Annotated in this window: 17 protein-coding genes, 1 tRNA gene and 1 pseudogene; 8 read left to right on the forward strand and 11 right to left on the reverse strand. The window is 71.7% G+C overall.

All coding sequences use genetic code 11. From position 1 onward, the window contains the following. Window positions 1–4: 4 nt before the first annotated feature. The 6 genes from EDD93_RS14690 to EDD93_RS14715 all read right to left on the reverse strand — a co-directional run bounded on the left by EDD93_RS14690 (window position 5) and on the right by EDD93_RS14715 (window position 4,817). A complete protein-coding gene (locus EDD93_RS14690) occupies window positions 5–475 on the reverse strand; it encodes a hypothetical protein (RefSeq protein ID WP_123525572.1) in 471 nt (156 codons plus the stop codon). A gap of 122 nt (window positions 476–597) precedes the next feature. Continuing rightward, window positions 598–1,191: an aminoacyl-tRNA hydrolase gene (pth, locus tag EDD93_RS14695; protein ID WP_123525573.1), complete on the reverse strand. Its 594-nt coding sequence runs from the start codon at window positions 1,189–1,191 to the stop codon at window positions 598–600. Window positions 1,192–1,305: 114 nt separating this feature from the next. Continuing rightward, window positions 1,306–1,896 carry a 50S ribosomal protein L25/general stress protein Ctc gene (locus EDD93_RS14700; protein ID WP_123525574.1) on the reverse strand — a complete coding sequence of 197 codons (591 nt, stop codon included), beginning with the start codon at window positions 1,894–1,896 and terminating at the stop codon, window positions 1,306–1,308. A 197-nt stretch (window positions 1,897–2,093) separates the two neighbouring features. Continuing rightward, entirely contained in the window at window positions 2,094–3,068 is a 975-nt protein-coding gene (locus EDD93_RS14705; protein WP_024490433.1) for a ribose-phosphate diphosphokinase, read from the reverse strand. A gap of 120 nt (window positions 3,069–3,188) precedes the next feature. Next, on the reverse strand, window positions 3,189–4,637 hold the full coding sequence (gene glmU, locus EDD93_RS14710; RefSeq protein ID WP_123525575.1) for a bifunctional UDP-N-acetylglucosamine diphosphorylase/glucosamine-1-phosphate N-acetyltransferase GlmU: 1,449 nt from the start codon (window positions 4,635–4,637) through the stop codon (window positions 3,189–3,191). 108 nt (window positions 4,638–4,745) lie between these two features. After that, window positions 4,746–4,817: transfer RNA gene (locus tag EDD93_RS14715), tRNA-Gln, on the reverse strand. 221 nt (window positions 4,818–5,038) lie between these two features. Here EDD93_RS14715 and EDD93_RS14720 point away from each other — a divergent pair. Further along, on the forward strand, window positions 5,039–6,367 hold the full coding sequence (locus tag EDD93_RS14720; RefSeq protein ID WP_123525576.1) for a sensor histidine kinase: 1,329 nt from the start codon (window positions 5,039–5,041) through the stop codon (window positions 6,365–6,367). A gap of 42 nt (window positions 6,368–6,409) precedes the next feature. Here EDD93_RS14720 and EDD93_RS14725 read toward each other — a convergent pair whose 3' ends face one another. Continuing rightward, window positions 6,410–6,943: an SUKH-3 domain-containing protein gene (locus EDD93_RS14725; protein WP_123525577.1), complete on the reverse strand. Its 534-nt coding sequence runs from the start codon at window positions 6,941–6,943 to the stop codon at window positions 6,410–6,412. 10 nt (window positions 6,944–6,953) lie between these two features. Next, window positions 6,954–7,487 carry a YwqJ-related putative deaminase gene (locus EDD93_RS14730; protein ID WP_123525578.1) on the reverse strand — a complete coding sequence of 178 codons (534 nt, stop codon included), beginning with the start codon at window positions 7,485–7,487 and terminating at the stop codon, window positions 6,954–6,956. Between the two features lie 305 nt (window positions 7,488–7,792). Between EDD93_RS14730 and EDD93_RS14735 the strand changes: the two genes are divergently transcribed. The 3 genes from EDD93_RS14735 to EDD93_RS14745 all read left to right on the forward strand — a co-directional run bounded on the left by EDD93_RS14735 (window position 7,793) and on the right by EDD93_RS14745 (window position 12,435). Then, window positions 7,793–8,770 carry an SMI1/KNR4 family protein gene (locus tag EDD93_RS14735; protein WP_123527775.1) on the forward strand — a complete coding sequence of 326 codons (978 nt, stop codon included), beginning with the start codon at window positions 7,793–7,795 and terminating at the stop codon, window positions 8,768–8,770. A 5-nt stretch (window positions 8,771–8,775) separates the two neighbouring features. Next, window positions 8,776–11,331 (forward strand): SUKH-4 family immunity protein, encoded by a 2,556-nt coding sequence (locus EDD93_RS14740; protein WP_123525579.1) that lies wholly within the window; start codon window positions 8,776–8,778, stop codon window positions 11,329–11,331. A 210-nt stretch (window positions 11,332–11,541) separates the two neighbouring features. Next, entirely contained in the window at window positions 11,542–12,435 is an 894-nt protein-coding gene (locus EDD93_RS14745) for a cellulose-binding protein (protein WP_185092319.1), read from the forward strand. 25 nt (window positions 12,436–12,460) lie between these two features. On the opposite strand, the gene EDD93_RS14750 is transcribed toward EDD93_RS14745, so the two are convergent. Continuing rightward, window positions 12,461–12,916: a MarR family winged helix-turn-helix transcriptional regulator gene (locus EDD93_RS14750; protein ID WP_123525580.1), complete on the reverse strand. Its 456-nt coding sequence runs from the start codon at window positions 12,914–12,916 to the stop codon at window positions 12,461–12,463. Between the two features lie 296 nt (window positions 12,917–13,212). Between EDD93_RS14750 and EDD93_RS14755 the strand changes: the two genes are divergently transcribed. Beyond that, the gene (locus EDD93_RS14755) at window positions 13,213–14,667 is read left to right on the forward strand and encodes an MFS transporter (protein WP_123525581.1); all 1,455 of its coding nucleotides are present in this window, start codon (window positions 13,213–13,215) and stop codon (window positions 14,665–14,667) included. A 78-nt stretch (window positions 14,668–14,745) separates the two neighbouring features. Here the strand turns inward: EDD93_RS14755 and EDD93_RS14760 are convergent. Beyond that, a pseudogene (locus EDD93_RS14760) lies at window positions 14,746–15,165 on the reverse strand (MFS transporter); the annotation flags it as partial. 659 nt (window positions 15,166–15,824) lie between these two features. On the opposite strand from EDD93_RS14760, the gene EDD93_RS14765 reads away from it, so the two are divergent. The 3 genes from EDD93_RS14765 to mfd all read left to right on the forward strand — a co-directional run bounded on the left by EDD93_RS14765 (window position 15,825) and on the right by mfd (window position 23,063). Then, on the forward strand, window positions 15,825–16,613 hold the full coding sequence (locus EDD93_RS14765; protein WP_123525582.1) for an ABC transporter ATP-binding protein: 789 nt from the start codon (window positions 15,825–15,827) through the stop codon (window positions 16,611–16,613). After that, window positions 16,610–19,189 carry an ABC transporter permease gene (locus EDD93_RS14770; RefSeq protein ID WP_123525583.1) on the forward strand — a complete coding sequence of 860 codons (2,580 nt, stop codon included), beginning with the start codon at window positions 16,610–16,612 and terminating at the stop codon, window positions 19,187–19,189. Before EDD93_RS14765 ends, EDD93_RS14770 begins: the two co-directional genes overlap by 4 nt. Window positions 19,190–19,505: 316 nt before the next feature. Beyond that, on the forward strand, window positions 19,506–23,063 hold the full coding sequence (mfd, locus tag EDD93_RS14775) for a transcription-repair coupling factor (RefSeq protein WP_123525584.1): 3,558 nt from the start codon (window positions 19,506–19,508) through the stop codon (window positions 23,061–23,063). A gap of 80 nt (window positions 23,064–23,143) precedes the next feature. On the opposite strand, the gene EDD93_RS14780 is transcribed toward mfd, so the two are convergent. Then, entirely contained in the window at window positions 23,144–23,371 is a 228-nt protein-coding gene (locus EDD93_RS14780) for a hypothetical protein (RefSeq protein WP_123525585.1), read from the reverse strand. Window positions 23,372–23,395: the final 24 nt, after the last annotated feature.

A 23,395-nucleotide genomic window follows, 5' to 3' on the forward strand; every position in this document is an offset into this window, starting at 1 on the left:
CCCGTCAGAGGGCGAAGAACGTCGCCACCAGCAGGACCGCACCCGCGATCCCGGCACCCCACGCGATCCGGGGCAGCCGCATCCCGCCGCCGATCACCAGCGCCGCGAGCACCAGCGCGCCGCCCAGCGGTACCCACGCGTGCAGAAAACCCGGCGTACCCGTCCGCACGACCTCGAACGTGCCCGGCTTCACGACGACGGGGAAGTGGTCACCCTTCTTCGCCGCCACGGACTTGTCGACCGACACCCGCGAACGCCCGGACCCGCCGTCGGTGGGCGCATACGGCCCCGTGCAGACCTCGTCGCCGCACCCGGTGACCGTCATCGTGCCGTGCTCGCGTCCCTTGGCCAGCACGATGTGCTGCGCCGAGTCCCACGAGGACAGCACACCCGCCACCAGCAGCAGCAGGACGACACAGCCGAGCGCGGCGGTGCGGCCGTGGTGCAGGGCACGTTGGGAGGAGCTGGGCTTCATGGGGGCCGATCCTTGGCCAGCGCCCCACGCCCGGTCAAGCCGTGGCTGAAAACAGCATGGTTACCAGCAGGTATGTCGGGATTCGCGGCCACCGGAACCCGGCTCCCGGCCCAGCGGACGGCTCAGGAGTTGTACGTGCTCTGCGCGCGCTCCAGGCCCTCCGCCAGCAGACACTCCACCGAATCCGCCGCCCGGTCCACCAGGAAACCCAGCTCCTTGCGCTCCGTGGACGAGAAGTCCTTGAGCACGAAGTCGGCGACCTGCATCCGGCCCGGCGGGCGCCCGATCCCGAACCGGATCCGGTGGTAGTCGGGACCCATCGACTTCGTCATCGACTTCAGCCCGTTGTGGCCGTTGTCGCCACCGCCCAGCTTCAGCCGCAGCGATCCGTAGTCGATGTCCAGTTCGTCATGGACCGCCACGACGTGGTCGAGCGGCACCTTGTAGAAGTCGCGCAGCGCCGTCACCGGACCACCGGACAGGTTCATGTACGACATCGGCTTCGCCAGCACCACCCGGCGACTCAGCGGTCCCGGCGGACCCATCCGGCCCTCCAGCACCTGCGCCTGGGCCTTCGACGCCCGCTTGAACTTCCCGCCGATCCGCTCCGCGAGCAGGTCAGCGACCATGAAGCCCACGTTGTGCCGGTTCGCCGCGTACTCGGGACCGGGATTGCCCAGGCCCACGATCAGCCAGGGGTCGGTGGCGTCGGACATCGCGCTGGGTCTCCTCGCGTACGGGCGGAACACAGGGGTACGGACAAGCGAAAACGGGGCAGCGGTCCCCTCCCGGAAACCGCCACCCCGTCAGTCAAGCAGGTGGGACGAGACTCAGGCCTCGGCGCCCTCGGCCTCGGCGGCGTCCGAGGACGGCTCCTCGGCCTGGGCGGCGACGACCGCGAGGACGACCGCTTCCGGGTCGGCCTCGGCCAGCACGGAGCCCTTGGGCAGCGGGATGTCCTTGGCGAGGATGGAGGCACCGGCGTCCAGGCCCGCGATGGAGACCGTCACGGAGTTCGGGATGTGGGTGGCCTCGGCCTCGACGAGCAGGGTGTTCTGGACGTACTCCAGCAGGTTGCCGCCCGGGGCCAGCTCGCCCTCGACGTGCACCGCGACCTCGACGTTGACCTTCTCGCCGCGCTTCACGGTCAGCAGGTCGACGTGCTCGATGTTGCCCTTGATGGCGTTGCGCTGTACGGCCTTCGGGATGACCAGCGCGTCCTTGCCGTCGATCTCCAGACCGATCAGCACGTTGGCGGTACGGAGCGCGAGCTGCAGCTCGTGGGCCGGCAGCGTGATGTGAACCGCTTCGGCGCCGTGGCCGTAGATGACGGCGGGGACGAGGTTGGCGCGACGGGTGCGGCGGGCAGCGCCCTTGCCGAACTCGGAACGGACCTCGGCGTTGAGCTTGATCTCGGCCATGACTGCACTCCTCGTAAGGTGACAAAACTGCGGATGGTCACCCGGCCCACGACAGGCCTGCTACGAAGAGCGCGTCGATAACGGACCGCCGTACCTATGAGTACGGCCTCCCTCGCCGAGCAACTCGCTGAGTCTACCCGGCGCGGAGGCCGCACCCAAAAGGATCTTCTGTGACGTCTTCCCCGGAGGGGAGGCGCCTACTGCTCCTCGAAGAGGCTCGTGACCGAACCGTCCTCGAAGACCTCGCGCACAGCGCGCGCGATGGTCGGCGCGATCGACAGCACCGTGATCTTGTCGAGCTCCAGTTCACCCGGGGTCGGCAGGGTGTCCGTGAACACGAACTCGCTGACCTTCGAGTTCTTCAGCCGGTCGGCGGCCGGGCCCGAGAGAACACCGTGCGTCGCCGTCACTATGACGTCCTCGGCACCGTGCGCGAACAGGGCGTCCGCTGCGGCACAGATCGTGCCACCCGTGTCGATCATGTCGTCGACCAGGACGCAGACCCGGCCCTCGACGTTGCCCACGACCTCGTGGACGCTGACCTGGTTCGGCACGTCCTTGTCGCGGCGCTTGTGCACGATCGCCAGCGGCGCGTCCAGACGGTCGCACCAGCGGTCGGCGACCCGGACCCGGCCGGCGTCCGGCGACACGATCGTCAGCTTCGAGCGGTCGACCTTCGCACCGACGTAGTCGGCCAGGATCGGCAGCGCGAAAAGGTGGTCGACCGGACCGTCGAAGAAGCCCTGGATCTGGTCGGTGTGCAGGTCGACGGTGAGGATGCGGTCCGCACCCGCCGTCTTCATCAGGTCCGCGATCAGACGGGCCGAGATCGGCTCGCGGCCGCGGTGCTTCTTGTCCTGGCGGGCGTAGCCGTAGAACGGCACGATCACCGTGATCGAACGGGCCGACGCGCGCTTCAGCGCGTCCAGCATGATCAGCTGCTCCATGATCCACTTGTTGATCGGAGCCGTGTGGCTCTGGATCAGGAAGCAGTCGGCGCCGCGAGCGGACTCCTGGAAGCGGACGTAGATCTCACCGTTGGCGAAATCGAAGGCCTTCGTCGGCACGAGGCCGACACCCAACTGGTGCGCAACCTCCTCGGCCAGCTCGGGGTGGGCGCGGCCGGAGAAGAACATCAGTTTCTTCTCGCCGGTCGTCTTGATCCCGGTCACAGCACAGTCTCCTCAGACGTGTTCCTGGCGCTGCACGCAGATGTCCCGATGTGCAACGAGCCAGCCGAAATGGGGTGAGCATCTATCACGGTACGCCGTGCGCGACGCACCTGATTCCGGTCAGCTTTCGCCGCCGGCCTCCTCCGACGCGGCCTGAGCCGCCTGTGCGGCCGCGCTGCCCGGACGCTTCCGGGCCACCCAACCCTCGATATTCCTTTGCTGGCCACGGGCCACGGCCAGCGAACCGGACGGCACGTCCTTCGTGATGACCGACCCGGCCGCGGTGTAGACACCGTCCCCGACCGTGACGGGAGCCACAAACATATTGTCCGATCCGGTACGGCAGTGAGAGCCGATCGTCGTGTGGTGCTTGGCCACACCGTCGTAGTTCACGAACACGCTCGCGGCACCGATGTTGGTGTGGTCGCCGATCGTCGCGTCACCGACGTACGACAGGTGCGGGACCTTCGTCCCCTCGCCGATCGTGGCGTTCTTCATCTCCACGTACGTACCGGCCTTGGCCTTCGCGCCCAGCTTCGTACCCGGCCGCAGATAGGCGTACGGGCCCACCAGCGCACCCGCGCCCACCTGCGCCCCGTCCGCCACGGTGTTGTCCACCCGCGCGCCCGCGTGCACGACCGTGTCCGTCAGCCGTGAGTTCGGGCCGACCTCGGCGTCCTCGCCGAGATGCGTCGCGCCCAGCAACTGCGTACCCGGGTGCACGATCGCGTCCCGCTCGTACGTCACGGTCACGTCGATCAGCGTCGACGCCGGGTCGACCACGGTGACCCCGGCCGTCATCGCGCGCTCCAGCAGCCGCTGGTTCAGCAGCCGGCGGGCCTCCGCCAGCTGCACCCGGTTGTTGATCCCGAGGATCTCCCGGTGGTCGGCGGCGACCGAGGCGCCCACGCGGTGCCCCGCCTCGCGCAGGATCGACAGCACGTCGGTGAGGTACTCCTCGCCCTGGCTGTTGTCGGTGCGGACCTTGCCGAGCGCGTCCGTCAGCAGCTGCCCGTCGAACGCGAACACCCCGGAGTTGATCTCCCGGATCGACCGCTGTGCCTCGGTGGCGTCCTTGTGCTCGACGATCTCGGTGACCGAGCCCGTCGCCGCGTCGCGCACGATCCGGCCGTAGCCGGTCGAGTCGGGGACCTCGGCGCTCAGCACGGTGACGGCGTTGCCGTCGGCGCTGTGGGTGGCGGCGAGCGCGGCCAGCGTCCCGCCGGACAGCAGCGGGGTGTCCCCGCAGACCACGATGACGGTGCCCGCGACGCTGCCGCCCAGCTCGTCGAGCCCGACGCGCACCGCGTTCCCGGTGCCCTTCTGCTCGGCCTGGAAAGCGGTGCGCACCTGGGCGTCCGCTGCGGTGAGGTGAGCGGTGACCTGCTCGCTCGCGTGGCCGACGACCACGACGAGGTGCTGGGGCTCCAGCTCACGGGAGGCGGCGACGACATGTCCGACGAGCGAGCGCCCGGAGATCTCGTGCAGAACCTTGGGGGTCTTCGACTTCATGCGGGTGCCCTCACCCGCTGCGAGGACGACGACGGCTGCCGGGCGTTCGGAGCTCACGGATATGCCCTTCGGCTTCGGGTGGTGGACATCCGCAGGATACCGGGGGGCGTTGGAGCGGGCATGAGTGCGGGCCCCGACCGGTTGGGTCGGGGCCCGTGACGTGAGCTCCCCCACCAGGACTCGAACCCGGACAAATAGCACCAAAAGCTACTGTGCTGCCAATTACACCATGGGGGATCAATCCCGACTGAACCGGACGGTGGGCCGGGTCGCCGGATCGGCACCCAACACTATGCCGTACCAAGCCCCTTCCACGCGACGGCTGTTTCACCCGCACCCGCACCCGCTCACGCGGGCGGCGCGGCGGGTGACACGGGCGTCACCGCGGGCGGACCTCTGCGCGACGTGCTGTTCAGGTCACCCGAAAATGAGGTGCGCCCGCCCGTACGCTGGATGCCATGACCGCAACGGGGGCAGACCGGGAAGCGGCGGGACCGACCACCCGCGGCTACTGGTGGTGGGAACGGCGACGGAGTGTCGCACTGGATGTGGGACTGGCGCTGTTCTCGGCGCTGGAATGTGCGTTGGAAGGGGTGGAATTCGCGGGGGACACCGGGCTGCCGGTGGCCCTGGGGGTGGTTTTCGGGTTCTTCGCGGGGGCCGTGCTGCTGGTGCGCCGGCGGTGGCCGATCGCCGTGGTGCTGGTGTCCGTCGCGACGACACCGGCCGAGATGGGCTTCCTGATGGGCCTGGTCGGCCTGTACACGCTGGCCGCGTCCGACGTGCCGCGGCGGATCACCGTGGTGCTCATGAGCATGTCGCTGGTGGGCACGTTCATCGTCACCTACGTACGGCTGCGGCAGGGCGTCTCGGCCAGCGCCGACTTCGGGCCGGGCGACTGGTACGTCCCGATGCTCTCCCTCTTCATGGCGGTGGGGCTCACCGCGCCGCCCGTGCTGTTCGGCCTCTACATAGGGGCCAGGCGCCGGCTGATGGAGAGCCTGCGGGAGCGGGCGGACTCGCTGGAGCGGGAGCTGTCGCTGCTCGCGGACCGGGCCGAGGAGCGGGCCGAGTGGGCGCGTACGGAGGAACGGACCCGGATCGCCCGCGAGATGCACGACGTGGTCGCCCACCGGGTGAGCCTGATGGTGGTCCACGCCGCGGCGCTCCAGGCCGTCGCGCCCAAGGACCCGGCGAAGGCGGTGCGCAACGCGGCGCTGGTCGGTGACATGGGGCGCCAGGCGCTGACCGAGCTGCGCGAGATGCTCGGGGTGCTGCGCACCGGGGAGCCGATGGTGGCGCGGGTGACGAAGGTGCCGCTGGCCTCGGTCGGCCGGGTCGCCGTGGTCGCCACGGAGGACGGGCCCCGGCTGCACGAGGTGGAGACGCTGGTGGGGGAGTCGCGGGCGGCGGGGATGACGGTCGAGCTCTCGGTGGAGGGCGAGACGCGTCCGTACCCGCCCGAGGTCGAGCAGACGGCGTACCGGGTCGTGCAGGAGGCCCTCACCAACGTGCACAAGCACGCGGCCGGGGCGAAGACGTGGGTGCGGCTGGCGCACCGGGGCGCGGAGGTCGCCATGCAGGTGGAGAACGGCCCCTCGGACTCGGCCACGGCGGACGCCGGGCTGCCCAGCGGCGGCAACGGGCTGGTGGGCATGCGCGAGCGGGTGCTCGGTCTGGGCGGGGTCTTCGTCTCCGGGCCGACGGACGCGGGCGGCTTCCGGGTGTCGGCGGTGCTGCCGCGCGCCGGGGCGCCGGCGGCGGACTCCGGCCCGCCCGGGGTCTGAGGAGTCCGAGGACGGGCCCGCCGGAACGGGCCCGTGCCCGGGTCAGGCCGAGGTGAGGCGTTCCGGCTGGGCGCCCGTGACCAGCGTGGACAGGGCCTGGTCGATGTCCGGTCCGAGGTACCAGTCGCCGGTGTGGTCGATGCTGTAGACCCGTCCCTCGGTGTCGATCGCGAGCACCGCCTGCCCGTCCCCCTCCTCACCGAGCGGGGCCACCTCGGTCTCCAGGGCGCGCCCCAGATCCGCCAGCGTCCTGGCCAGGTGCAGCCCGCGCAGGGGGTCGATGCGTACGGTCGCCGGCGTGATCTGGCGGCCGGGCGCGGTGGGGGCGAGGTGCAGCCCGCCGAACTCGGCCCAGGCCTCCACGGCCGCCGGGAAGACGGCGTGCAGGTGGCCGGCCGGTGAGGCGTGGGAGCGCAGCGCGTCGGCCCACTCCTCGGCCTGCCGGATGTCCCAGCGGCCGGGCTGCCAGCCGGCGGTGCGCAGGGCGGCGTCGACGGCGACGGGGAAGCGGGTGGACGTCTGGCGGTCGTGGTTCGCCGGGCCCGTCTGTTCGGGGAGGTCGTGTCGGTCGGCCATGGGGGCGCGGTCAGCCCTTCTCGGCGGCGGTCGCCGTTCCGGTCGTGGTGAGGTCGACGGGTCGTACGCCGAAGTGGGCGAGCATCACCGAGCAGGATCGGCAGGGCGGTGCGTAGCTGCCGTGCATGGGGTCGCCGTCCTCGCGGATGCGGCGTGCGGTGATGCGGGCGTGCTTGAGCGCGCGACGGGCCTCGCCGTTGGTGAGGGGCTTGCGCTGGGCGCGCTTGGAGCGGCCGGTCTCGGCGGCGGTGAGGTGCCGGGAGAGCAGTATCGCTTCGGGGCAGCGGCCGGTGAAGCGTTCCCGCTGCCCGCTGGTGAGGGTGTCGAGGAAGTCCTGGACGAGGTGGTGCAGTACGGGGGGCTGGTCGCCCTTGCCCGCGGTGCAGGTGAGGGTCTCACCGCGGACGGACAGGGCTGCGGCCACGGCGGGCAGGATGCCGTCGCGGCGGTGGGTGAGGCGAGGTGCCTGGCTGGTTTCGGTGCTGCTCCAGCTGAGTCGTGGGTCCCCGGATGTGACGGTGTGTGCAGAGTGTGCGGTGTGCATGGTGCGTTGTCCCTCCCGTGCCCGCAGCGGCCGCTGCCGAATGTGCACGCCCCCCGTGTATGCGGGTGACAGCCTGCCAAATGTGTCGGGTCGTGTGAAAGCTGGGTCGGGAAAAGGTGTGTGCGTGTCGCCCGATGGTGGCGTGACCGTCGCTCATCCGGCACCGCGTTGTGACGGTTCGTGACGGAAGTGGCCGGGTGCCGGTGGGGCGGGACCCGGCCTTGCGGCACCGCATAGGCTGTGGCTGGACCGCCCCCATGGGCAGGTCGGTCCTCATCAGCCAGACGCAGCAGGGGGCAACCGCCATGACGACAGGTCGGCTCGGGCAGCAAGCCGCGCCACCGAACGGGGCCTACGCCGGGCAGCTCGTGCACTTCCCGGATCCTGTCCGGGCGTCCCGCCACCCCAGAGGTGTGCGCATGGACGGGAACGGCTGTCCGGAGTTCGGGCCGTACGCGCGCGCCGCCGCGGAGATCGCCGAACCCCCGCAGGGTTTCGGCGTCGACGAACTGCGGCTCACGGACTACGTGTCGGCGAACGCGGCGCTGGCGGCCACCGGCCATGAGCTGTGGGACACGATTCCGGCGGTGGCCACCCCGCACGGCTGGACCTGGCACCACGTGCCGGGCGGCCGGCGGATGGAGCTGGTCCCGGTCGAGGTGAAGGCGCTGCTGCGGCATCACGGCGGGCTGGCGACGACCGCGGTGGACCAGAACAAGAGGGGTACGCGGCCGCTGCAGGAGACCAGGCCCGCGCACTTCCGGCTCCCGAAGGGGGCCGTGGCGGTGAGCGAGCAGCAGATTCAGGGCGTCGAGGAGGATCTCGGCTACCGGCTGCCGGGCGCCTACCGTTCGTTCCTGAAGGCTGCCGGTGGCTCGGCCCCGGTGGGTGCGGCGCTCGACGCGGAGTTGGGGCTGCTGGTCGACCAGCCGTTCTTCACGGTGCGGGACGAGGCCGCCGTGAACGACCTGGTCTACGTGAACAAGTGCCTGCGGGACCATCTGACCAAGGACTACCTGGGCGTCGGTTTCGTCCAGGGCGGCATCCTCGCGGTGAAGGTCCGCGGCCAGGGCATCGGTTCGGTCTGGTTCTGCGCGTACGACGACGCGCGGGACCAGGACGGCTGGAGCGTCCAGGAGCGGGTGGACCGGCTGCTGCTGCCGTGCGGTGCGGACTTCGATGCCTTTCTGCAGCGTCTCGCGGGCAATCCGCCGGAGCTGGAGACGGTGGCGAACCTGATGGTGGACGGCGGCTTCGCGCGCGCTGTCCCGGTGGAGGGGTGAGCGCGATGGTGACCTTTGCGCAGGCGCAGGAGCGCGCGGACGAGTGGGTCAACGGCGACGTTCCGGGCTATCAGCACCGTGAGGTGCGGGTGCGTGAGTTCGAGCTGGGTTTCGTGGTGTGGGCCGAGGACCGGGCGAACGGTCCCGTGTCGGACGGCGGCCGGCAGCGGCTGGTGATCGCCCGGGACAGCGGTGAGGCGACGCTGTGGCCCGGCCTGCCGGTCGGCGAGGTGATCCGGCGGTACGAGGAGGAGTACGGCGCCACGGACGTGGCGCAGGCCGCCCCGGAGCCGCCGCAGCGCATCGATCTGAATCAGACGTCGTTCCTGTTGAGCCCGCCGGAGTGGCTCCAGGACGCGGCGGACAAGCTCGGCATTCCCGACCGGCGTGCGGAAGGTGCCGGGGACCGGGTGGAGCCGCAGGCGGCCGCCCCCGCGCCTCCTTCCCCTTCTGCTCCGACGCCCGCTCCTTCTCCTTCTGCCGCTCCCTCCCCTTCTTCTCCGTCGGACGGGCGGGGCGCGTACGAGCCCACCGCGTATTCGGGGGTTCCGGCGTCCTCGCCGCAGCCGCCGGTGGGGGCCACCCCATGGGCCGGGACCGATACCAACGCCGGGTCCGACGAGGGGGAGGTGGCGCTGCCCGCCACGGTGTTCGCGCCGCCGCTCTCGGGTGCGGACGACGAGGAGGAGCCGCCCAGGGTGGTGTCGGCCGAGGCGCCGACCGCGCTGATGTCCGGGGGCAGCCGGCTGCCCCGGACGGCGATCGTGCCCGGTCTCGACCCGCAGAGCTCCGCGCCCCAGGGGCCTGGCGCTCCGGGCGCTCCCCGTACTCCGGGTGTGCCCGGCGTGCCCGGTGCGGCGGACATCTCGCAGGAGGCGACCAGCAAGGCGGCCGTCTCGCCGCGCGGTGCGCGCGGTGGGGGTTCGACGACCCCGCCGCCGCCCGGTGCCCCCGGTGTTCCGGGTGCGCAGTTTCCGCCGCCCTCGGGACCGGGTGCGCCCGGCGCCCCGGCGGGCGGGTACATGCCGACGCAGCTCGCGCCGCAGCAGGGCCCGCCCGGTGCTCCGCAGCCTCCCGGCCCTCCCGGCCCGCCCGCTCCGCCCGGGGCGACGCCGCCGCCCGGCGGTGACGTGCATCAGGCGGCCACGATGTTCGCGTCCCCGGGACAGGTGGGTCCGCCGGTCCCGCAGCCGCCGGGTCCGCCCGGCGTTCCCGGCGCGCCGCAGCCCCCCGGCCCGCCCGGTCCTCCTGGTGCGACGCCGCCGCCCGGTGCCGGTGCGCATCACGCGGCGACGATGCTCGCGGGCCCGGCGCAGATGGGCCCGCCCGGTGCTCCGCAGCCGCCCGGTCCGCCCGGTGCGCCCGGTCCGCCCGGTCCTCCTGGTGCGACGCCGCCGCCCGGTGCCGGTGTGCACCACGCGGCGACGATGCTGGCGGGTCCGGCGCAGATGGGCCCGTCCGCTCCGCGGCCGCCGGGTCCGCCCGGTCCGCCCGGCGGTTCGATGGGGGGCGTCCCCGGCCAGCTCCCGCCGCCCGGTCACACCCCGCCGCCGGCGGCGTACGGGTATCCGCAGGCGCCGGCCGGGCAGCCGACCGTGGGCCCCGGCTACCAGGCCGTGCTTCGCTACCGGGGTCCGGACGGCAGCGAGCAGCAGCTGATCCGCCGGTCGGCACCGGGCACCCCGCACCCGGAGTGGCAGATGCTGCACGAGCTGCGGGCGATGAACGTACCGCCGCAGCAGGTCATCGAGCTGCACACGGAGCTGGAGTCCTGTGAGCTGCCCGGTGGTTACTGTGCCCGGATGATCCGGGAGACCTGGCCGCAGGTGCGGATCACGAGCGTCGCCCCGTACGGCACCGATCACGCGAGCCGGCAGCAGGGCATGCAGCATCTGCTCACCCATCAGGGCGAGCTGCACCAGGTCGCGGACGGTCCGGCGCGGCCGGCGCCGGTCCGGGCGCCGTTGCCGCAGCTGCCGCCGGCGATGCCGGTGCCGCCGGAGGCCGTGGCGGAGGAGCTGCTGCAGACCTTCGGCCCGCAGGGGGTGCTGCGCTTCGATCAGCGTGCGGTGTCCCGGCAGGGGGTGCCCGAGGTCGTGGCACGGACCCTGGTCTGGGCGGGGCTGCCCGCCGACTTCGGGCCGTTCTTCTGGGCGCAGCCGGGTCAGCCCGTGGTGCCGACGCTGGCCGAGCTGGCCGCGCAGCGTCAGGTGCAGCCCGCGTCCGACGCGGGCTCGTACCTCGTGATGGGTTCGGACTTCGGCCGGGCGATCTGTGTGCAGTACGGGACGGCGAACATCGTGGCCGTGCCGGTGGAGGCGGGGCCCGGCGGTCAGTCGGTCGCGCCGCAGTTCGTGAACACCGGGCTGCCGGAGTTCACCCGGTCGCTGGCCCTGCTGGGCCGGATGTGGCGGCTGCGGTACGGGCTCAATCCGGAGCAGGCCGGCCGGTGGACGGTCGACTTCCAGGCGCAGCTCGTCGCACTGGACCCGGCGGCGCTCGCGTCGCCGGAGAGCTGGTGGTCGGTGCTGCTGGAGCAGATGTGGGACGGCTTGATCTGATCGTCGAACATCCGTAGTGCGTCATGGGGCGTGGTGCCCCGCTCCCGGCAGGATCCCTGCTGGGAGCGGGACACCACGCCTTCGTCGTCTGTGATGCCCATCGCTTCCGTCCGGAAAGCGTCGAAAGGATTCCGACTTCTCAGCCAATTGCCGCATCCTTGACCTATTGCTCGATGGTCGGGCCCGGAGAGTCGGAAAGAGGCGTCAAGGATGAGTTCTGCACCGGTGTCCGCGCACGGTTTCGTCGGCGTGCGCGGACGTGGCTACCGTCCGGAGCAGGTGGACCGCATGGTGGCGGAGCTGTCCGCCGAGCGGGACGGGGCCCAGGAGCAGGTGGCGCGGCTGACGGCGCTGGCGGAGGCGCTCATCGCGGAGTCCGCCCGGCTGGACGAGGCCGTCGCCGCGCTGGCGCCGCAGGACTACGCGTCGCTGGGCGAGCGGGCGCAGCAGATCCTGGCGCTCGCCGAGGGCGAGGCGGAGACGGTGCGGGGGGCCGCGCTGGAGGAATCGCACTCCTCGTGGGACGCGGCGGACGCGGCGGCGCGGGCCCTGCGCGAGTCGGCCCGTGCGGACGCGGAGGCGATGCGGGCGGCCGCGGTGGAGTACGCGGAGCGGGTGATCACGCAGGCGGAGGGTGCGGCCGGTGAGGCGCTCGCGGCGGCCCGGCTGGAGGCGGCGGGGGTGCGCGAGGAGGCGGATGCCGCGATGGAGGCGACCCGCAGCCGGACGGCCAGTGTGCTGGCGCATCAGGAGCAGGAGCACGCGGAGCGGTGGAAGGCGGCCGGGCAGGAGCTCGCGGACGCCGAGGCGGAGCAGTCGGCGCGGCACACGGAGCTGACCGGGCGGGCGGACGCCGTGCTTTCCGAGGCGCGGCGGGCGCTGGCCGAGGAGGAGGAGGCCGCGAGGCACGGTCAGGAGGACGCCGAGGCCCGGGGCGCCGAGCTGGTCGCGGCCGCCCGGGTCCGCGCGGAGCGGGTGGCGCGGGAGACGGAGCGGGTGCTGCGCGAGCACGAGGAGGGCCGCGAGGAGGTGCAGGCGCACATGGCGCACGTACGTAATTCGCTGGCGGCGCTCACCGGGCGGGTGACCCCGGCGGGGGACTGAGGGGCTTTGCTCGGGCCGGGCCCGTTCAGGGGCGCGGCCAGGGCTGTTTGGAGAGGTTCTCGATACCGCTGTTGAAGCGTTTGAGGTAGCCGGCGAAGGCCGCGATGTCCTCGTCCGGCCAGTCGTCCATGATCTGGTCCAGGGCGCGTACGACCCGTTCGCGCTCCTGGTCCAGGAGGGCGGCGCCCTTGTCGGTGATCCGGAATTTGCGGGCCATGCCGCCGTCGGGGTCGGCGATGCGTTCGGCCAGTCCGGCGCGGGTGGCCGCCGCGGTCTGGCGGTTGAGGGTCGATGTGTCGAGGCCGAAGGCCTCGCTCAGTTCGCCGTTGGACATGGGGCCCTGGATCCGGATGCGGCTCAGCAGGATGTAGGCGCTGCGCTCCATGAGGGCGTATTTGTGCCGTCCGCCCCGGTGGTGGGCGAGGTCGTGCCGCGCGAGCAGCATCTGCTCGTACTCCACTTCGTCCGTGGGCCTGGCCATGTCGCTGCGGCCTCCTGTTCTCCTGTGCCGGGGTCGGTTCGCGGGCCGGATACAGCTCGCGCTCAAGCGGCGTGCGCTCGGATGTCGTACGCACGAACGGTGGGCGCCGGCTCATGTTCTCATGCGGCATGCATCTAACACGTAGTGTGTATGACACATTAGGCATGTACGATGCACATCGTTATCAGGCGGACTGTCCGGCGAACTGTCCGGCGGGCCGTCCTGCGCACAGTCCAGTGAACTGTCCGGCGAACAGCCCGGCGGACCGGACGACGACCCCCTAGGAGTTCCTCCTCATGGATGCCCCCCAGCCGACAGCCAGAACGGGCGGTGTGGTCGCGACGCTCGCGTTCGCCGGCACCGTGGCGGCGGTCATGCAGACCCTGGTCACGCCGCTCATCGCGGAGCTGCCGCAGCTCCTCAACACGTCCTCCTCCAACGCCACTTGGGTGATCACCGTCACCCTGCTGGTCTCGGCGGTGTGCGTGCCGGTCTCCGGACGGCTGGGCGACCTGCTGGGCAAGCGCCGGATGCTGCTGGTGTGCGCGGTGCCGCTGTTCGTCGGCTCCGTGGTGTGTGCCCTCGCGTCCTCCGTCGTACCGATGATCATCGGGCGCGGTCTGCAGGGGGTGGGCATGGGCATGGTGCCGCTCGGCATCGCCCTGCTGCGTGACGTGGTGCCGAAGGAGAAGCTGAGCTCCTCCATCGCCCTGGTGAGCGCCTCGCTCGGCATCGGCGGCGCCCTCGGCCTGCCGATCGCCTCGGCGGTCGCCCAGTACGCGAGCTGGCGGGTGCTGTTCTGGGGCTCCGCGGTGCTGGCCCTCGCCATCTCCGCACTGATCTGGTTCCTGATCCCGGACGTCCCGGCCGGTGCCAAGGGCCAGCGCTTCGACGTGCCCGGCGCCCTCGGCCTGGCGGTCGGCCTGGTCTGCCTGCTCCTCGCCGTCTCCAAGGGCGCCGAGTGGGGCTGGACCTCCACGACGACGGTCGGTCTCTTCGTCGCCGCCGTCGTCGTTCTCATCGGCTGGGGCTTCTGGGAACTGCGGACCAAGGACCCGCTGGTCGACCTGCGCACCACCGCCCGCCCCCGGGTGCTCATCACCAACCTCGCCTCGCTCTTCGTCGGTTTCGGCATGTACGCGGGCATGCTGATCGCGCCTCAGCTGCTGCAGTTCCCCGAGGCCACCGGCTACGGGCTCGGCCAGTCGATGCTCGCGGCGGGCCTGTGGATGGCGCCCGGCGGCGTCATGATGATGATCGTGTCCCCGTTCGGCGGGAAGCTCACCGACGCGCGCGGCCCCAAGTTCACCCTGATCTCCGGAGTTGTGGTCATCGCCGCGGCCTACGGCCTGGGCATCCTCCTGATGGGCTCCGCCTGGGGTCTGATGCTCTTCCTGATGGTCAGCAGCAGCGGTGTCGGCCTCGCCTACGGCGCGATGCCCGCGCTGATCATGAGCGCTGTCCCGGCGTCCGAGACCGCCGCCGCCAACGGGTTCAACACCCTCATGCGCGCGCTCGGCACCTCGATCGGCGCCGCGGTCATCGGCGCGGTCCTCTCGCAGATGACGACGGAGGCGGGCGGCTTCAGCTTCACCTCCGAGGCCGGGTTCCGTACCGGCCTGATGTTCGGCTGCGGTGTCGCCGTCGTCGCCGCGGTGATCTCGGCGTTCATCCCGGCCGTTCGCGGCCCGGCCGCCGGCGAGAAGGCCGACGCGGTCGCCGCGCCCGAGGTGGCGCCGGCCAGGGGCTGACCCCGGCACAGCCGTCCGGGAGCCCGCCCCAGGGGCTGACCCCGGCACAGCCGTCCGGGGGCCCGCCGCACGCCCGGCTCACCGAGGAGCGCCGTCCGGCTCCTCGGTGAGGACCGGGAAGCGGCGCGGGGCCACGAACACCAGGACCAGCGGGGCGACGACGGCGGCGGCCGCCGCACCGGGGCAGACCCGGTCCACCGCGGCGTCGACCGCCCGCCGCAGGCAGTCCGTCGCCGCCGCGCCCATCGCCCCCGGGTCGTCCGGGGCATGCGAGACGGAGTCCAGGCCGCCGGGCAGTCCGGGGACGGGCGCCGCGGCGAGCCGGGCGGCCAGAACGCCGTTGGCCACCGCCCCGAAGAGCGCGGCGCCGATGCTCTGGCCCAGCTGCCGGCAGAAGAGCACGGACGCCGTCGTCGTACCGCGTTCGGCCCAGCCGGCGGTCGACTGGACGCCGACGATCAGCGGGAGCCGGAAGAGACCGAGCGCGGCGCCCAGGGCCTGTCTTCGGACTGCCGTCTGCAGGGCGACGCCATGCACGCACTCTCGCCGCACCGGCCCCACGTCCAGTCCATGGGGCCTGAGGCCGCCCCGCCGAGAGCACGCACCTGACACCGCGCGGCCGCCCGTCGGGCGCCAACGCACAGCATCAGGGCCGCGACGACGGGGCCGCGTCCGCGCGGTCTCGCGGGGGAGGGCCCGGAGCCGCCCCGCCCCGGCCCCGATATCGCTTCCGTGCCGCCACCCGCGCCGCTCACCAGGTTCCCTTCCCCATGCACGTACATTCCGACGCTGTCTCACCTGCGGCGTCCCCCCGGGCAGAGGGCAACAGCCCGGCATGCGCGGGCCGGTGGCCTCCACCCGGAGGCGTGGACCCGTGGGCGGGGCCCCTGAGAGACCTCTCCACCCGGGGGCCGAGACCCCTAGGGGGAGCTCCCTACTTCTGTGCAGGGACCGTTCCTCCCGGCGGACGACGTGCCCGGCCGGGCCCTCTCCGTAGCGTGTTTCACACACCGCGGGGGCGGTTGGCCGCAGGGGGCGGGGTGGGGAAAACCCCACCCGAAGACTGCGCTGGGCACCAGCGCGCCGGACCCCCTCGGGCCGACAGACTTCAGGGCAGACAGCGACCGTTCGGCGCTGACCGACATAGGAGATAAACCGTGACAACGGCTGTGACCATTCCCAGGCACGAAGGCACTGGAGGGCGTACGGCTGTTGCTGCGCGGGCGCGGCAGGTCGTCAAGGCGTACGGGGCCGGAGAGACCCGGGTCGTCGCCCTCGACCACGTCGATGTGGACATCGCACGCGGCCAGTTCACCGCGATCATGGGCCCGTCCGGCTCCGGCAAGTCGACGCTGATGCACTGCCTGGCCGGTCTGGACACCGTGACCTCCGGGCAGATCCACCTCTCGGAGACCGAGATCACCGGCCTCAAGGACAAGAAGCTCACCCAGCTCCGGCGGGACCGGATCGGGTTCATCTTCCAGGCCTTCAACCTCCTGCCGACGCTGAACGCGCTGGAGAACATCACGCTGCCGATGGACATCGCCGGCCGCAAGCCGGACGCCGCCTGGCTGCGCCAGGTCGTGGAGACCGTGGGCCTCTCCGAGCGGCTCAAGCACCGGCCGACCGAGCTCTCCGGCGGCCAGCAGCAGCGCGTCGCGGTGGCGCGGGCACTCGCCGCCCAGCCGGAGATCATCTTCGGTGACGAGCCGACCGGGAACCTGGACTCGCGGGCCGGCGCCGAGGTGCTCGACTTCCTGCGCAAGTCCGTGGACGAGCTCGGCCAGACCATCGTCATGGTCACCCACGACCCGGTCGCCGCCTCCTACGCGGACCGGGTGCTCTATCTCGCCGACGGACGCATCGTCGACGAGATGCTCAACCCCACCGCCGACCAGGTGCTGGACCGGATGAAGGACTTCGACGCGCGCGGGCGGACCTCATGACCGTCTGGAAGACCTCGATGCGCAACTTCTTCGCGCACAAGGGGCGGATGGCGCTCTCCGCCGTAGCCGTCCTGCTCTCGGTGGCGTTCGTGTGCGGCACGCTCGTCTTCACCGACACGATGAACACCACGTTCGACAAGCTCTTCGCCGCGACATCGGCCGACGTCACCGTCAGCCCCAAGACCGCCAAGGTCGACGACACCCCCGAGAACGGCAAGCCCGAATCACTGCCCGCCTCCGTCGTCGCGCGGGTCGCGAAGGCCGACGGGGTGAAGGAGGCCGAGGGCGCCGTCTCCAGCATGGCCGTCACGGTCGTCGACAGCCACAACAAGAACATGGGCTCCGACGGCGGCGCCCCCACCATCGCCGGCAACTGGACGCGCAACGACCTGCGTTCCATGGAGATCACCTCCGGCCACGCACCGCGCGGCCCGACCGAGGTGATGGTCGACGCCGATACCGCGGACAAGCACCACCTGAAGATCGGTGACGAGCTGCGCACCATCGCCGTCACCGGCGACGTCCGGGCCAGGATCAGCGGCATCGCCGCCTTCAAGGTCACCAACCCCGGTGCGGCGATCGTCTACCTCGACACCGCCACCGCCCAGCAGAAGCTGCTCGGCGCCCGCGACGTCTTCACCCAGATCTCCGTCACCGCCGAACCGGGCGTCAACGACACCCGGTTGAAGCAGAATGTCGCCACCGCCCTGAACGGTTCGGCCGCTTACAAGCTCCAGACCCAGAAGGAGGCCGCGGATTCCAACAAGGACTCCATGGGCTCGTTCCTCGACGTCATGAAGTACGCGATGCTCGGCTTCGCCGGGATCGCCTTCCTCGTCGGCATCTTCCTGATCGTCAACACCTTCTCGATGCTGGTGGCCCAGCGCACCCGCGAGATCGGCCTGATGCGGGCCATCGGCTCCAGCCGCAAGCAGGTCAACCGCTCCGTGCTCCTGGAGGCGGTGCTGCTCGGCATCGTCGGCTCGGTCCTCGGCGTCGCCGCCGGGGTCGGCCTCGCCGTCGGCCTGATGAAGGTCATGGGCGCGGTGGGCATGGAGCTGTCCACCCAGGACCTCACCATCGCCTGGACCACCCCGGTGACCGGCCTCGCGCTCGGCATCATCGTCACCGTGTTCGCCGCCTACATCCCGGCCCGCCGGGCCGGCAAGGTCTCCCCGATGGCCGCCCTGCGCGACTCCGGGACCCCGGCCGACGCCAAGTCCGGCTGGATCAGGGCCGGCATCGGCCTGGTCCTCACCGGCGGGGGCGCGGCGGCGCTGTGGGCGACCACCCAGGCGGACAAGTCGAGCGACGGCTCGCTCCTCCTCGGCCTGGGCGTGGTCCTCACCCTCATCGGCTTCATCGTGATCGGCCCGCTGCTCGCCGGTGTCGTGGTGCGCGCGCTCGGCGTCGTCGTACTGCGGCTGTTCGGCCCGGTCGGCCGGCTGGCGGAGCGCAACGCGCTGCGCAACCCGCGCCGCACCGGAGCCACCGGCGCCGCCCTGATGATCGGCCTCGCCCTGGTGGCCTGCCTCTCGGTGGTGGGCTCCTCCATGGTCGCCTCGGCCACCGACGAGCTGGACAAGTCCGTGGGCGCCGACTTCATCGTGAAGTCCTCCACCGGCCAGCTGATCGTCCCGCAGGCCGCGAAGGCCCTGACGACCGCACCCGGCATCGAGCACGTCACGAACTACAAGGTCCTCGGCGCGAAGCTCACCAACCCCGACGGTTCGACGACGGACGAGCACGTCACCGCCGCCGACCCGACGTACCCGCAGGACCTGCGGCGCGAGACCGTCGCCGGTGAGCTGTCCGCGGCCTACGGCAGGAACGCGATGTCGGTCGGGGACGAGTACGCCACCGCCCACGGCATCAAGGTCGGCGACACGATCACCGTCGCGTTCAAGGCAGGCGAACCGGCGAAGCTGAAGGTCGCCGCGATCACCTCGGACGACACGAGCGTGGACCAGGGCGCGATGTACATGAACACCGCGACGGCCCAGCGGTACGTCCCCGCCGACAAGATGCCCAAGAACGTGATCATGTTCGCCAAGGCGCAGGACGGCAAGGAGAAGGAGGCCTACGCCGCCCTCAAGACCTCGCTCGCCCAGTACCCGCAGTACAAGGTGCAGAACCAGGCCGACTTCAAGCAGGACCTGAAGGACCAGATCGGCCAGCTCCTGAACATCGTGTACGGCCTGCTCGCCCTGGCGATCATCGTCGCGGTCCTCGGTGTCGTGAACACCCTGGCCCTCTCGGTCGTCGAGCGGACCCGCGAGATCGGCCTGATGCGCGCCATCGGCCTCTCCCGCCGCCAGCTGCGCCGGATGATCAGACTGGAATCCGTGGTCATCGCCCTGTTCGGCGCCCTGCTCGGCCTCGGGCTCGGGATGGGCTGGGGCACCTCGGCCCAGAAGCTGCTGGCCCTGGAGGGCCTCGGCGTCCTGGAGATCCCGTGGCCGACCATCATCACGGTCTTCGTCGCCTCGGCCTTCGTCGGACTGTTCGCCGCCCTGGTCCCCGCGTTCCGGGCCGGCCGGATGAACGTCCTGAACGCCATCGCCACGGACGGGTGAGGAGGAGCTCACCCCGCACTGAGACACCGCCGGCCCCGGGACGCTCCTCCAGCGCCCCGGGGCCGGACCCGTCTCCACGGCCGCCGCGCGCGGCCCGTCCCGGGCACGGAATCAGGCCGTACGGGGCGCTCCGCACCGATCGCGGGAGCGGCTGTCCGAGCGGAGTCGTACGCTGGAGAGCACCCCGGCCCGCCCGGGGGGCGGTTCCTGGATCAGCCCGGAATCCACCCCCCGCACGTGTCGGGCCCTTCGCGTTGCCCCCTGGCAGCAGCCGGCTGCCGGACCCTCGCCCTCGTTACCCGGACGGAAGCCCTTCATGAGCCTGCACGGTCTGCTGGATGTCGTCGTACGTGACCCGGCACTGTCCGAAGCGGTGCAGGCCGCCGGCGACGGCCACCGGATGCACATCGACCTGGTGGGACCGCCGGCCGCCAGGCCCTTCGCGGTCGCCGCGCTGGCCAGGGACGCCGGACGGACCGTGCTCGCCGTCACCGCGACCGGACGCGAGGCCGAGGACCTCGCGGCGGCGCTGCGCACGCTGCTGCCGCCGGACACGGTCGCGGAGTACCCGTCCTGGGAGACGCTGCCCCACGAGCGGCTCTCGCCGCGCTCCGACACCGTGGGGCGCCGCCTCGCCGTGCTGCGGCGCCTGGCGCACCCCAGGCAGGACGACCCGGAGACCGGGCCGGTCTCCGTCGTCGTCGCGCCGGTGCGTTCCGTGCTCCAGCCGCAGGTCAAGGGGCTCGGTGACCTGGAGCCCGTGGCGCTGCGGATCGGCCAGAGCGCCGACCTGGGGGAGACGGTCGAGGCGCTCGCCGCCGCCGCGTACTCCCGGGTCGAGCTGGTCGAGAAGCGCGGCGAGTTCGCGGTGCGCGGCGGCATCCTGGACGTCTTCCCGCCGACCGAGGAACACCCGCTCCGGGTGGAGTTCTGGGGCGACGACGTCGAGGAGATCCGCTACTTCAAGATCGCCGACCAGCGGTCCCTGGAGATCGCCGACCACGGGCTGTGGGCGCCGCCCTGCCGCGAGCTGCTGCTGACCGACCAGGTCCGCGAGCGGGCCGCCGCACTCGCGGAGCAACACCCCGAGCTGGGCGAACTCCTCAACAAGATCGCCGAGGGCATCGCGGTGGAGGGCATGGAATCGCTCGCCCCGGTCCTCGTCGACGACATGGAACTGCTGATCGACGTGCTGCCCGAGGGCTCGATGGCCGTGGTCTGCGACCCCGAGCGGGTCCGCACCCGGGCCGCGGACCTGGTCGCCACCAGCCAGGAGTTCCTGGAGGCCTCCTGGGCGGCCACCGCGGGCGGCGGCGAGGCCCCGATCGACGTCGGCGCGGCCTCGCTGCGCGGCATCGCGGACGTCCGCGACCGGGCCCGCGAGCTGGAGATGATGTGGTGGTCGATCTCCCCGTTCGCCGCCGACGAGGACCTGACGCAGACATATGCCGCCGGCACGGCGGGGGACACCCTCAAGCTCCGGATGCACGCCCCGGAGGCGTACCGGGGCGACACCGCCCGCGCCCTCGCGGACACCAAGGGCTGGCTGGCCGACGGCTGGCGCACGGTGTACGTCACCGAGGGCCAGGGCCTCGCCTCGCGCACGGTGGAGGTGCTGGGCGGCGAGGGCATCCCGGCCCGTCTGGACGCCGACCTGGGCGAGATCTCGCCGTCCCTGGTCCACGTCTCCTGCGGCGCCATCGACCACGGGCTCGTCGACCCGGAACTGAAGCTCGCCGTCCTGACCGAGACGGACCTGACCGGCCAGCGCACCGCCATCAAGGACCTGGGCCGGATGCCGGCCCGCCGCCGCAAGAGCATCGACCCGCTGACGCTGGAGACGGGCGACTACATCGTCCACGAGCAGCACGGCGTGGGCCGCTACATCGAGATGGTGCAGCGCACGGTGCAGGGCGCCACCCGCGAGTACCTCCTGGTCGAGTACGCCCCCGCCAAGCGCGGCCAGCCCGGCGACCGGCTCTACATCCCGACCGACCAGCTGGAACAGGTCACCAAGTACGTCGGCGGTGAGGCGCCCACGCTGCACCGGCTCGGCGGCGCCGACTGGACCAAGACGAAGGCCCGCGCCAAGAAGGCCGTCAAGGAGATCGCCGGCGACCTGATCAAGCTCTACGCGGCCCGGATGGCGGCCCCCGGTCACGTCTTCGGCCCGGACACCCCCTGGCAGCGCGAACTGGAGGACGCCTTCCCGCACGCGGAGACGCCCGACCAGCTCTCCACCATCGCCGAGGTCAAGGAGGACATGGAGAAGTCCGTCCCCATGGACCGGCTGATCTGCGGCGACGTCGGCTACGGCAAGACGGAGATCGCGGTGCGCGCGGCCTTCAAGGCGGTCCAGGACGGCAAGCAGGTCGCCGTCCTCGTCCCCACGACCCTCCTGGTCCAGCAGCACTTCGGCACGTTCACCGAGCGGTACGCCCAGTTCCCCGTCAACGTGCGGGCGCTGAGCCGCTTCCAGTCCGAGGCCCAGTCCAAGTCGACGCTCGAAGGGCTGCGCGAGGGCTCCGTCGACCTGGTCATCGGCACCCACCGGCTGTTCTCCTCCGAGACGAAGTTCAAGGACCTCGGCCTGGTCATCGTTGACGAGGAACAGCGCTTCGGCGTCGAGCACAAGGAGCAGCTGAAGAAGCTCCGCGCCAACGTGGACGTCCTCACCATGTCCGCGACGCCCATCCCCCGTACGCTCGAAATGGCGGTGACCGGCATCCGCGAGATGTCGACGATCACCACCCCGCCCGAGGAGCGCCACCCCGTCCTCACCTTCGTCGGCCCCTACGAGGAGAAGCAGATCGGCGCGGCCATCCGCCGCGAACTGCTCCGCGAGGGCCAGGCGTTCTACATCCACAACCGCGTCGAGTCGATCGACCGGGCCGCCGCCCGGCTGCGCGAGATCGTCCCCGAGGCGCGGATCGCCACAGCACATGGTCAGATGTCCGAACAGGCCCTGGAGCAGGTGGTGGTGGACTTCTGGGAGAAGAAGTTCGACGTCCTGGTCTCCACCACGATCGTCGAGTCCGGCATCGACATCTCCAACGCCAACACCCTGATCGTGGAGCGCGGCGACAACTTCGGCCTTTCCCAGCTCCACCAGCTGCGCGGCCGGGTGGGCCGGGGCCGGGACCGCGGCTACGCCTACTTCCTCTACCCGCCGGAGAAGCCGCTCACCGAGACGGCCCACGAGCGCCTCGCCACGATCGCCCAGCACACCGAGATGGGCGCGGGCATGTACGTGGCCATGAAGGACCTGGAGATCCGCGGCGCCGGAAACCTCCTGGGCGGCGAGCAGTCGGGCCACATCGCGGGCGTCGGCTTCGACCTGTACATCCGCATGGTCGGCGAGGCGGTCGCCGGCTACCGGACCGCGCTGGAGGGCGGCGGCGAGGAGGAGGAAGCGCCGCTGGAGGTCAAGATCGAGCTCCCGGTCGACGCGCACATCCCGCACGACTACGCCCCGGGCGAGCGGCTCCGCCTGCAGGCCTACCGCTCGATCGCCTCGGCCACCTCGGAGGAGGACATCCGGGCGGTCCGCGAGGAGCTCACCGACCGCTACGGCAAGCTCCCGGAAGCGGTCGAGAACCTCCTCCTGGTGGCCGGCCTGCGCATGCTGGCCCGCGCCTGCGGCGTCAGCGACATCGTGCTCCAGGGCCAGAACATCCGCTTCGCCCCGGTGGAACTGCGCGAGTCGCAGGAGCTCCGCCTGAAGCGCCTCCACCCCAAGACGATCATCAAGCCGGCCCTCCACCAGATCCTGGTCCCGCGCCCGACGGCCGGCCGGATCGGCGGCAAGCCGGTGGTGGGCCGCGAACTCCTGGCGTGGACGGGGGAGTTCCTGACGACGATCCTGGGGTCGTGAGGGGGCGGGCCGCGGGGCGGGAGTCCCGGAGGGGGTTCCTCAGGTGCGCCGGGCGGCCGGCAGATCCGCAGGAGTGAGCGTCAGGTCCGGGCGCGGGCGCCCTCTTCGGCGCCCGCCGGGCACACGGCCGGCACAGGGGCCGCCGGCGTACCCGGCACGGCTGTCCGGGCCTCGGCGAGCCCGGACAGCTCACGGTCGCTGAAGCGCTTGGCCTCACGCCACTTGACGGAGCCGAGAGGGAGCACGCGCTTCCCCGATGCGGCGGGGGTGACGATGCCGTACTCAGCGATGTGAGAGTTGACTCTCACACATTGTGAGAGGATGCTCTCACG

Origin of the sequence: Streptomyces sp. 840.1, assembly GCF_003751445.1 — a bacterium.
GTDB lineage: Bacteria > Actinomycetota > Actinomycetes > Streptomycetales > Streptomycetaceae > Streptomyces.